We start from the raw sequence: 10,921 nt of genomic DNA on the forward strand, positions 1-10,921 counted from the left end.
GGCAGTTTCATTCCCGGATTTGAAGATCAGCTCATCGGTTTAAAAGCCGGCGATGAAAAGGATGTCAAAGTGACATTCCCGGAAGATTATTTTGAAAAGAAACTGGCTGGCAAAGAAGCTGTATTCGCTGTTAAGGTCAATGATGTAAAACGCAGTGAAGTTCCGGCCATTGATGATGAATTTGCAAAAGAAGCCGGCAAATTTGACACTCTCGACGCACTGAAGGAAGATATCCGCAAACGGCTGGAATCACAGGCTCACTTCCAGGCTGTAGAAAAGTTTAATTCCGATGTCCTCAAAGCAGCTGTCGATAATGCAGAAGTCGATATCCCCGATGTCATGGTGGATACGAAAGTCGATCAGATGATCGATGAAATGGCTATGCGCCTGGAAACTCAGAACATGTCCCTTGACGATTATCTCAAATACACCAATACGGATATGGACAAATTGAAAGAACAGTATCGTCAGCCGGCGTCCGAAAACGTCAAAATGGATCTGGTACTGGAAGCAGTTGCCAAAGCAGAAAATATCGAAGTCAAGGATATCGATCTCCAGGCTGAAATCTTTACGATGGCTCAGAACTTCGGTGCTGATCCGAAAGAAGTATACAAGATTATCATTAAGGAAAGACGCGTTCCCATGCTCGTTCAGTCCGTCGGCCGTAAAAAGGCTGCCAGCTTCATCCTGAAGAATGCAATCGATACGAACGCTAAAGAAGAAAAAGCGGAAGAACCACAAGTAGAACAGGTTAAAGCGGAAGAACCGGAAGCGTAAGAACGCGAGGTGTAGTCATTATGAAAATGGCATATGTACCGATGGTCGTTGAACAATCGAGTCAGGGCGAACGGAGTTATGATATTTACTCCCGGCTCCTGAAAGACCGCATTATTTTTCTCGGCGGCCCCATTGAAGATGTGACGGCCAATATTGTAATTGCCCAGCTCCTTTTCCTGGAAGCTGAAAATCCTGACAAGGATATCCATTTGTATATCAACAGCCCTGGTGGTGTCGTTACTGCCGGCATGGCTATTTATGATACGATGCAGTACATTAAGCCGGATGTTTCGACTATTTGTGTAGGTTCTGCTGCCAGCATGGCTTCTGTTCTGCTGACGGCCGGGGCTAAGGGCAAACGGTTTGCCCTGCCCCACTCACAGATTATGATTCACCAGCCTTTAGGCGGCGTGCAGGGTCAGGCGACGGAAATCGAAATTCACGCCCGTGAAATCCTGCGCATGCGCAAAGAATTGAATGGCTTATTATCTCTGCATACGGGGCAGCCGCTTGACGTCATCCAGAAAGACACGGAAAGAGATAATTTCATGACGGCCGAAGAAGCAAAAGCATATGGCCTGATTGATGACATACTGGCCCGTCCGAAAGATGACCAGGCAGGCAAGTAATGGCTGCTATAGGAGGAATACGTGGATAGAGACAGAACAGATGAACCGAGATGCAGTTTCTGTGGCCGTACCCAGAATGAAGTCCAGAAACTGATATCTGGTCCAGGCGTATATATTTGTGATGAATGTATTAATGTCGCGCAGCATATTCTGGAGGAAGAAACAAAGGAAGAATCTCCGGAGTTTCAATTGAAGGAACTGCCGACGCCTCATGAAATCAAGAAAACCCTTGATGAGTATGTCATCGGGCAGGACGCAGCGAAAAAGACATTGTCTGTCGCAGTATATAACCACTATAAACGGCTTCAGTCGAATGATGTCGATGATGATGTGGAATTACAGAAGTCCAACATCATCATGGTCGGGCCTACAGGCAGTGGCAAAACATTGCTGGCACAGACTCTGGCCCGTCTTCTGGAAGTGCCCTTTGCCATAGCTGATGCGACAAGCCTCACCGAAGCCGGTTATGTCGGTGAAGATGTTGAAAACTGCCTGCTCAAGCTGATTCAGGCAGCAGATTATGACATTGCAAAAGCCGAACGGGGTATCATATATATCGATGAAATAGATAAGATTGCCCGTAAATCGGAAAACCCGTCTATTACCCGTGATGTATCCGGTGAAGGAGTACAGCAGGCATTGCTGAAGATACTGGAAGGAACCGTTGCCGGTGTCCCGCCTCAGGGAGGACGTAAACATCCGCATCAGGAAATGTTGCAGATCGATACGACGAATATTCTCTTCATATGCGGAGGGGCTTTCGATGGTATTGATAAGACTATCCTCAACCGTACATCAGATAAAAACATGGGGTTTGGCGCAGAAATCCATTCTAAAAATGAAAAATCCATGGAAACATTGCTGAAAGAAATTATTCCGGCAGATTTGCAGAAGTTCGGGCTGATTCCCGAATTAGTCGGCCGTCTTCCCATCCTGGTTACATTAGACCCGCTCGATGAAGATGCCATGGTACACATTCTTACAGAACCTAAAAATGCGCTTGTCAAGCAATATCAAAAGATGCTGGAAATGGATCATGTCGCTCTGACATTTAAAGATGATGCTCTGCGGGCTATTGCTAAAGAAGCAATGCGCCGTAATACAGGTGCCCGTGGGCTGCGTTCCATTATTGAACGTATCATGCTCAATGTCATGTTTGATGTGCCTAGCCGTAAGGATGTCCGTGAGTGCATTGTCACGGCTGACTGCGTTACAAGCGGCGCAGAACCTAAGCTCATAACAGCATAGGAAACAGATATGTTTAGTTGATAACACTCATTTCTTCCTTGCAGGGAATGAGTGTTATTTTTCCATTTTAAGAATACCAAAATAGTGAATATTTGTAAGCGAGAAGGTGAGTATTATGGACAATTCGATTTTAACCTTGCCGTTTGTCCCGCTCCGGGGCATTGTAGTTTTTCCTAAATTGCTCAGTAATATAGATATTGGCAGAGAAAAATCACTGGCTGCTGTCGATTATGCAATGGAACACGACCGGTTGATGATCGTTTCGGCGCAGTTGGATGAGGATGAAGAAAACCCCGGCTTTGATGGGATTTATCAGATTGGTACGCTGGTGAAAATTCAGCAGCTTCTCCGTCTTCCCGGTGGTATTGTACGCATCCTGGCAGATGGCATATCCCGCGTTGAAATACGGGGATATGCGGATAAAAAAAACTATACGGAAGTGGCGGCTGTAAAAATACAGGATGAATATACCGGATCCAATGAAAATGAGGCACTACGCCGTCTGATGCTGCATCGATTTACGGACTGGCTCGACAATTTAAAAGGTAATGACGAGCTGAAAGAGAAAGCAGAAGCCATACAGGATGCCGGAACTCTGGCCGATTTTATAGCGGCTCAGCTTCCACTTCGGCTGGTTGCGCGTCAGCAGATGCTGGAAATCTACGATGTCAGCCAGCGTATGCGCCGTGTATGCGGGCTTCTTGATACGGAAGTCGATATTGCCAGCCTTGAGTCAAAACTCAATATGGAAGTCCGTGGCAAAATGGACCAGCAGCAGAAAGAATATTATCTCCGTGAGAAAATTAAAGCGATCCACAAAGAACTTGGGGACAAATACGATAAGGATACGGAAGTAGAAGAATTGCGGGAAAAAATCCGCAAGATGAAACTGAATAAAGAAATCGAAGATGTCATGCTGAAAGAAGTAGACCGTCTCGATTCAATGCCGCCGATGATGGCGGAATCTGCCATCATCCGTTCCTATCTTGACTGGATGATGGAACTGCCATGGAAAAAGGAAACAAAAGACCGCCTGGATCTTAGTCTGGCTCAGCAGATTCTGGACGAAGATCATTATGGACTTACGAAGATAAAAGACCGGATCATCGAATATCTTGCTGTCCGTCAACTGACAAAAAGTCTTAAAGGCCCCATCCTTTGTTTTGTAGGACCTCCCGGAACAGGTAAAACGAGCATCGCCCGGTCTATCGCCCGGTCCATGAACCGCAAGTATGTCCGTATTTCTCTCGGCGGCGTACGTGATGAAGCAGAAATACGCGGTCATCGCCGTACGTATATCGGGGCTCTTCCGGGACGTATCATCGCCGGCATGAAACAAGCAGGAACGAAAAATCCGGTGTTCCTGCTTGATGAAATTGATAAAATGACATCGGATATGCGCGGTGATCCGTCATCGGCTCTGCTGGAAGTCTTGGATCCGGAACAAAATAATACTTTCAGCGACCATTTTATCGAAGTGCCTTTTGATCTTTCTAAAGTCCTCTGGATTACGACGGCCAATGTCATCAGTGATATTCCCCGGCCATTGCTGGATCGCATGGAGGTCATTGAATTTACCAGTTATACAGAGGAAGAAAAATTACAGATTGCCAAACGCTATCTGGTACCGAAACAGCTGAAGGAAAATGGTCTCCAGCCGGGACAGGCCAAGTTCAGCGATGCCGTACTGCGCCATATTATCCAGGATTATACCCGTGAATCAGGGGTACGTACGCTGGAAAAGACGATTGGTACAGTCTGCCGCAAAGTAGGTAAGTCCCTGCTCCTGGAAGAAGATAAGCCGCTCACTGTAACGGTACGGAACCTCGAAAAAATTCTTGGCCCGGCCAAATTCCTCCCGACAGAAGTCTGCAAGACTGATGAAGTCGGCCGCGTAACCGGTATGGCCTGGACACAGGTAGGGGGAGAAGTCCTGGAAACAGAAGCGGCAGCAGTCAAGGGAAAGGGCAGCCTTCTTTTGACAGGTCAGCTGGGTGATGTCATGAAAGAATCAGCAGAAGCCGGCATGACGTATATCCGCAGCCGGGCAGACGAATTGGGACTGGCTCCTGACTTCTATGCTACGACAGACATTCACATTCACCTGCCGGAAGGAGCTGTTCCCAAGGACGGACCGTCAGCGGGTATCACTATGGCTACGGCTATCGCTTCAGCACTTACGGGACGCAAGGTACATCATGATCTTGCCATGACTGGTGAAATCACATTGCGCGGGACGGTACTTCCCGTAGGAGGTATAAAGGAAAAAGTAATTGCAGCCCATCGGGCGGGCATTCATAAGATCCTTTTGCCGGAAGAAAACAAACGTGATATGGCCGATGTCCCCCAGACTGTCAAGAAGGACGTGCAGTTCGTTTTTGTTCATCATATGGATGAAGTGCTCAGTCAGGCACTGGTGACGCCATAATGGACCATGGCAGCCTGCAGATCATACGCCCGGCTTATAAATCATCGGCCGTACGGGCGGATCAGTATCCCCAGGGAAATATTCCGGAAATTGCCTTTTTAGGCCGATCTAATGTGGGGAAATCCAGTCTGATCAATTCATTGTGCCAGCACCGCGGCCTTGCGCGGGTGAGCGGCGCTCCCGGTAAGACACAGACCATCAATTATTTTCAGGTACTCCTTCAGGAAAAAACAGAGGAGGAGGAAACGCGCCGGCAACTTTACTTTGTCGATCTTCCCGGATACGGATATGCCCGTACTGGTGGCAGGAACCGGCAGTTGTGGAGTCATTTTATCGGCGAATATATTACATCCTCACCTAACCTTCACCTGCTCTTCCTGCTTGTCGATCTGCGCCATCCGGACCTTCCTATTGACAGGGAGGCCTATACATGGCTGGCCGATAACGAAGTTCCTCTGCAGATCATAGCAACGAAAGCGGATAAACTGAAGAAAAACGAACGGGTTCGCAATCTGGCGCAGATACAGAAACTGTTCCCGACGGCTTTCCCGCCCATTGCGTATTCTTCGCTGAAACAGGAAGGGCGCAATGACGTACTGCATACTATCTATGAAGCCGTTACAGATGACTGATTAACACGAAAGACCGGATATCATTCAGACAAGATGAAAGATATCCGGCCTTTTGTCATCCTGTCTCATACGGGCTGGAAAGAAACACTGCTTTCTGCTATAATGAGAGTGGTTTTGTATAGCGTTTTATAGGAGGGACCTTTTATGGCCATTGTTTCACTCGACAATGAGTCGGCATTTACCTTGCGTGTCCTGCACAAAAAGGGAGTCGTAATCGTCGATTTCTGGGCGCCCTGGTGCGAGCCCTGCAAAATGATACGTGCTGAGATACAGCGGGCTGCTGAAGCTTTTGAAAATCAAGTGGAAGTGGTACGGGTCAATGTGGATGCATTTCACAGCCTGGCAGAAAAATACGATATTATGGCGATTCCGACATTGCTTTTCTTTAAAGATGGCAAACCCGTCAAACGGATAATCGGATATGCGTCAGAAGATGAAATCAGAAAATTTTTGGCAACACTCGTCTGAAAACGACCCCTGTTTTGACAGTAAAAACGTTAGGATGGTATAATTAAGAGTGAGCTTATTTAATTTAGAAGAAAAAAAAATGTTATCTGTTGTCGTTCCCGTATTCAATGAACAGTTAAATATTGAAAAGTTTTATGAAGAGGCGACAAAAGCAATACAAAACCTGGATATGGATTATGAACTTATTTTTGTCGATGATGGGTCCAAAGATACGACGCCCCTTATTCTCAGCCGGCTGACCGAACAAGATGATCATGTCCGTGCGCTGATACTGGCACGGAATTTTGGGCATCAGCTCGCTATTACGTGCGGTATGGATTATGCCCAGGGGGATGCTATCATTACTATGGATGGTGATATGCAGCATCCGCCAGCCATGATTCCTGATCTGGTGCAGAAATGGCGGGAAGGATTCGACGTTGTTCAGACCGTGCGCAAGGGAACCGATGATGCCGGGTTTTTAAAGCGGCTGACATCTAAGTGGTATTATATTCTGCTGAACGCTCTTTCTCCCGTCCATATTACTCCCGGCGGATCAGATTTCCGTCTCATCGACCGGAGAGTGCTGAACACGTTCCGGCTGTTTCGTGAACATGACCGGTTTATCCGGGGCATGATGGGGGATATCGGTTATAAGCAGACTACCATTGATTTCGTCGCTCCCCGCCGTTTTGCGGGAAAATCGAAATTCTCCGGCCGCAAAATGCTGCATTTTGCTCTGGACGGTATTACTGCTTTTTCAAAGACACCTCTTCGTATTTCCTTTTATGCCGGTCTTTTGAGCGGTCTGCTGAGTATTGTCATGATTGTTCATGCTCTGTACAGTCATCTGACGGGAACAGCAGCTCCGGGATGGACAACTACGACGATTATGGTTTGTCTCGTAGGCGGATTGCAACTTATTTTTTTAGGTGTCATTGGCGAATATATCGGACGTATCTTCGAAGAAGTCAAGCAGCGTCCTTTATACTGGCTGCGGGCTGAGTTAGGACATAAGAAGCGGCCTTAAAGAAATGGCGTTATTTTGAGAGGTGTTTATATGAGGCATATGGTACATCGTTTACTAGTATTCACGCTACTTTTTTCGGCAGTTATTCTGCCTGCCGGTGCATATAACATAGGTGACCGGGGTGTGCAGGTCCTGAAGATACAGAAACAGCTTGTGAAATACGGATACCCCATTGGCACAGACGGCATTTATGGAAATGAAACGGCCCGGGCAGTACAACGATTTCAGGCAGATAAAGGACTGGATATGGATGGCATTGTCGATAGTAAGACCTACAAGAAGCTTTTAGGTTCATCGATGCCAAAAAGCGAAGCTAAACGGGCTGAAAAGGCAAAGTCAGAAACGGTTGCCATGAAAACGAAATATCCGAGCAATCGGAATTATAAAGAGTATTCCAAAATCAAAAAGTTTACAAGTCATGATGTAGTGGGAGACCGCTTAGTATCGACGGCCAATAAATATGTAGGTGTGCCATATGTTTTTGGAGGAAACACACCGAGCGGATTCGATTGCTCAGGGTTTACACGGTATGTTTTTTCACATAATGGTATCCATCTGCCTCGTATGGCTGATGAACAATACCGTATCGGTTCGACTGTATCACGAAGCGAACTGATTCCTGGCGATCTCGTTTTCTTTTCGACGTATGAGCCAGGTGCCTCTCATGCAGGTATTTATGTCGGCGATAATCAGTTTATCAGTGCTACGAGCAGTGGCGGCATCCGCATTGACAGTATGGATAGCAGCTATTGGGCTTCCCGTTATGTGGGAGCCAGACGAGTACGCTGAAAATAAATCTACTAGCTCTTTTATGGCAAAAAGGTTGCCCAACGGGAAGTAAAAAGCGTATAATCTGAGTCATACCAAAAGCTAAGACTGAGGGAGTGTTTGAAATTATGAAGTATATGACGGGAAATGAAATCCGTAAAGCCTATCTGGAATTTTTCAAAAGTAAACAGCATCTGATTTTGCACAGTTTTCCCCTGATCCCGGAAAACGACCCGAGCCTGTTGCTCATCGGTGCTGGTATGGCCCCGTTAAAACCGTATTTTACAGGTAAACTCGTACCGCCTTCTTACCGGGTTACGACGAGTCAGAAATGTATCCGTACAGATGATATAGATAATGTAGGCCGTACTGCCCGCCATCATACGTTTTTTGAAATGCTCGGCAACTTTTCCTTTGGCGACTACTTCAAGAAAGAAGCTATTTCCTGGGCCTGGGAATTTCTCACGAAGGTTATCGAACTGGACCCGGATAAGTTGTATGTAACTATTTATCCGGACGATAAAGAAGCGTATGATTATTGGCATAATATGATTGGCCTGGCTGATGAACGCATTTTCAAATTTGACGATAATTTCTGGGAAATCGGTGAAGGTCCCTGTGGTCCGGACAGTGAAATTTTCTATGACCTTGGTCCGGAACGGGGCTGTGGCAAACCGACCTGTACTGTAGGCTGTGATTGCGACCGGTATCTGGAAATTTGGAATCTTGTCTTTACCCAGTATAATCGTACAAAAGATGGGAAATATGAACCGCTGGCCAAGAAAAATATTGATACAGGCTGTGGACTGGAACGGCTGGCTTCCGTCATCCAGCAGAAAGAATCGAATTTTGAAACCGATCTGATATTCCCTATTATCGAAAAAGTCATTGCAATCAGTGGTGGTGATTATTCCCAGCCTGATCAGAAAATGGCCATGAAAGTCATTGCTGACCATATCCGGGCTATTACGGTGATGATCAGTGATGGCATCCTTCCGAGCAATGAAGGGCGTGGCTATGTACTTCGCCGTATTCTCCGCCGGGCAGTCCGTTACGGCCGGCTCCTGGGAATTGACCATCTGTTCCTCAGCTCTCTCGTCGATACGGTTATAGATATCCTCGGCGTAGAGTATCCGGAACTTAAACAATATGAAAGCCTTATTAAAAGAGTCATCGATACGGAAGAACGCCAGTTCAGCGCTACTCTGGCACAGGGACTGGACTTGTTGCATCAGATGATGGAAGAAGCTAATGACACGAAAATCCTTGCGGGCAGTGAAGTGTTTAAACTTTACGATACGTTTGGCTTCCCTGTTGAATTAACGGAAGAAATTGCTGCAGAAAAAGGATATACGCTCGACATGGAAGGCTTTAAAAAAGCCATGAAAGAACAGCAGGAACGTGCCCGTGCTGCCCGTACGAAAGTATCAGCAAAGGTAGCCGTACCGGATACGACAAAACTTGATCAGGATATTCTGATAAATGATGCGGAAGCCGTAAACGGACATATTGTCATGATTGGCCGGGAAGGGGTAGAAGTGCAGCAGGCCGGGGATGGAGAAGAAGTTACGATTATTCTTGATTCTAATCCGTTCCATGCTGAAGGAGGAGGCCAGCTCGGCGATACGGGGATATTAAAAGCCCCGGAAGGATCGGTGCGCGTAACAGATGCCAAGGCATTGCCTAATGGCCTGGTATATCTTATCGCATCGGTAGCAGAAGGTCAGATCCAGACTGGCGATGCCGTAGATATCACTGTAGATAAAGCACGGAACCTGGCAATTGCCCGTAATCATACGGCGACGCACCTGCTCCAGGCTGCACTGCGAAAGGTTCTGGGGAATCATGTCAATCAGGCTGGCTCGCTGGTAACGCCGGAACATCTGCGTTTTGATTTCACAAACTTCTCCCCCGTTTCAGCAGAAGAACTGGAAAAAGTAGAAGCACTGGTCAATGAAGAAATATTGAAAAATGTACCGGTTACTATTGAAGAAATGGCCTTGCAAGAAGCAAAAGAAAAAGGTGCCATGGCATTATTTGGCGAAAAGTATGGGAATCGGGTACGTGTCGTTTCAGTCGGTGATTTCAGCTGTGAATTGTGTGGTGGATCCCATGTAACCAACACGGCTGTCATCGGCTCCTTCCGGATTCTTTCTGAAACAGGTACAGGAACAGGAGTACGCCGCATAGAAGCCGTTACGGGGGCAGCAGCTCTTGAAAAAGCCAAAACCGATGAAGCAGTCATCCGCAATCTGGCGGCTTTATTGAAAGTCAAGGCTGACGATGTAGCAGTAAAAGTAGGTCATCTCCTGGGGCAGCTTAAAGACACGGAAAAAGAATTGCAGCAACTTAAAAAAGATGCTGCCCTTTCCAATCTTGATGCGATTTTAGCCAGCCGGGAAGAAATAGAAGGCATTCCTGTCATTGCGGCAGCTGCCCAGGCCGATTCGATGGATAGTCTGCGTGAACTGGCAGATACAGTACTGGCTAAGTCGGGTCATGGCGTAGTTCTCCTGGCTTCCGTAGCGGATGGCAAAGTGCAGTTTGTCTGCAAAGTAGATAAAGGCGATACGAAAAAGGGCCTTCATGCTGGAAAAATCATTAAGGCGGCAGCCCAGGCTGCTGGCGGAAATGGCGGTGGCCGCCCTGATATGGCACAAGCTGGCGGTAAACAGCCTGAACAGGTTGATGCGGCACTTCAGGCAGGTAAAGACATGGTCAAGAATCTACTGGGATGATGTCCTGCCATCATAAATAAAGGATGTGACAAACATGGCAATTAGTGATGAAACGATGATCGTAAAAAACAGAAATGAGGAACAGACCGTTGCTTCCATGATTTTGGAAGACGTGTACCACGCTCTGGAAGAGAAAGGGTATAATCCTATTAATCAGATTGTTGGATATCTCCTTTCTGGCGATCCCACGTACATTACGAGTCATAATAATGCTCGCAGTAATA

At 46.8% G+C, this 10,921-nt stretch carries 10 protein-coding genes; all 10 read left to right on the top strand.

Features of this window, described 5'->3' with window-relative positions:
* On the top strand, positions 1–777 hold a 777-nt coding region (gene tig / locus DBO31_RS08140), incomplete at its 5' end, for a trigger factor (RefSeq protein ID WP_150824898.1).
* A gap of 20 nt (positions 778–797) precedes the next feature.
* Complete coding sequence (clpP, locus tag DBO31_RS08145) at positions 798–1,406, top strand: ATP-dependent Clp endopeptidase proteolytic subunit ClpP (protein WP_150824899.1); 609 nt, start codon at positions 798–800, stop codon at positions 1,404–1,406.
* A 21-nt stretch (positions 1,407–1,427) separates the two neighbouring features.
* On the top strand, positions 1,428–2,654 hold the full coding sequence (clpX, locus tag DBO31_RS08150; RefSeq protein WP_059076931.1) for an ATP-dependent Clp protease ATP-binding subunit ClpX: 1,227 nt from the start codon (positions 1,428–1,430) through the stop codon (positions 2,652–2,654).
* A gap of 115 nt (positions 2,655–2,769) precedes the next feature.
* Positions 2,770–5,082 carry an endopeptidase La gene (gene lon / locus DBO31_RS08155; protein WP_113855003.1) on the top strand — a complete coding sequence of 771 codons (2,313 nt, stop codon included), beginning with the start codon at positions 2,770–2,772 and terminating at the stop codon, positions 5,080–5,082.
* On the top strand, positions 5,082–5,714 hold the full coding sequence (gene yihA, locus DBO31_RS08160) for a ribosome biogenesis GTP-binding protein YihA/YsxC (protein WP_059076932.1): 633 nt from the start codon (positions 5,082–5,084) through the stop codon (positions 5,712–5,714). The genes lon and yihA overlap by 1 nt, the downstream gene beginning before the upstream one ends.
* A 144-nt stretch (positions 5,715–5,858) precedes the next feature.
* Positions 5,859–6,182 (top strand): thioredoxin, encoded by a 324-nt coding sequence (gene trxA, locus DBO31_RS08165; protein ID WP_070807759.1) that lies wholly within the window; start codon positions 5,859–5,861, stop codon positions 6,180–6,182.
* A gap of 79 nt (positions 6,183–6,261) precedes the next feature.
* Positions 6,262–7,191 (top strand): glycosyltransferase family 2 protein, encoded by a 930-nt coding sequence (locus DBO31_RS08170; RefSeq protein WP_059076933.1) that lies wholly within the window; start codon positions 6,262–6,264, stop codon positions 7,189–7,191.
* Positions 7,192–7,314: 123 nt separating this feature from the next.
* On the top strand, positions 7,315–7,980 hold the full coding sequence (locus DBO31_RS08175; RefSeq protein WP_234995441.1) for an NlpC/P60 family protein: 666 nt from the start codon (positions 7,315–7,317) through the stop codon (positions 7,978–7,980).
* Between the two features lie 116 nt (positions 7,981–8,096).
* Complete coding sequence (alaS, locus tag DBO31_RS08180) at positions 8,097–10,697, top strand: alanine--tRNA ligase (protein WP_200817503.1); 2,601 nt, start codon at positions 8,097–8,099, stop codon at positions 10,695–10,697.
* Between the two features lie 34 nt (positions 10,698–10,731).
* On the top strand, positions 10,732–10,921 hold a 190-nt coding region (locus tag DBO31_RS08185; protein WP_150824901.1), incomplete at its 3' end, for an IreB family regulatory phosphoprotein.

The sequence above is a fragment of the Megasphaera sp. DJF_B143 genome (assembly GCF_900320625.1).
Lineage (GTDB): Bacteria > Bacillota > Negativicutes > Veillonellales > Megasphaeraceae > Megasphaera > Megasphaera hexanoica.